Here is a 514-nt window from a genome sequence, read left to right on the forward strand (position 1 = left end):
CTCATCACGGTCAGTTTCGGGGCGGTATTCATGGCATCACTCCGGCGTCTTTGACCATCTCCAGGGTGTAAGTCTGCTCAAACGGCACCTTGCTGGCGTCGATCAGTTTGTTTTTCACCAGCATGTCCCAGGTTTTCTTCAGCCGCGGCTCGGTGATGATGCCGATGCCGCCGGACTTAGCATCGCCGCCGGTCACCAGCTGGTACTACTTCATCTGGGCAATGCCAAAGGCGATCTGCTCGGCGCCCATTTGCGGATTTGCTTTACCGATCAGGCTGTTGCCGGGGGCGGGATCCTGCAGGTAGCTTTTCCAGCCTTCCATGGAGGCTTTGACGAAGGCCGCCACCGCCGCCGGACGTTTGCGGATGGTGTCGGCCATACAGATAATCGAGTTGCCGTAGGGCGGGTAGCCCCAGTCGCTGAGCGGATAGACATAGAACGGCTGTCCGCCTTTGGCGTCGGAAAACGGCTCCGAGGTCACGTAGCCCTGCTGCACCAGGTTTTTATCGGCGAG

General features: G+C 59.1%; 2 protein-coding genes. Both read right to left on the reverse strand.

Features of this window, described 5'->3' with window-relative positions:
* Positions 1-28: 28 nt before the first annotated feature.
* Positions 29-196: a hypothetical protein gene (locus ABD006_RS17940; RefSeq protein ID WP_343844125.1), complete on the reverse strand. Its 168-nt coding sequence runs from the start codon at positions 194-196 to the stop codon at positions 29-31.
* Between the two features lie 9 nt (positions 197-205).
* Positions 206-514 (reverse strand): ABC transporter substrate-binding protein (locus ABD006_RS17945; RefSeq protein WP_343844127.1); only part of this gene is annotated, 309 nt, incomplete at its 5' end.

Origin of the sequence: Salinibacillus aidingensis (genome assembly GCF_039522525.1) — a bacterium.
GTDB classification, from domain to species: domain Bacteria; phylum Bacillota; class Bacilli; order Bacillales; family Alkalibacillaceae; genus Salinibacillus; species Salinibacillus aidingensis.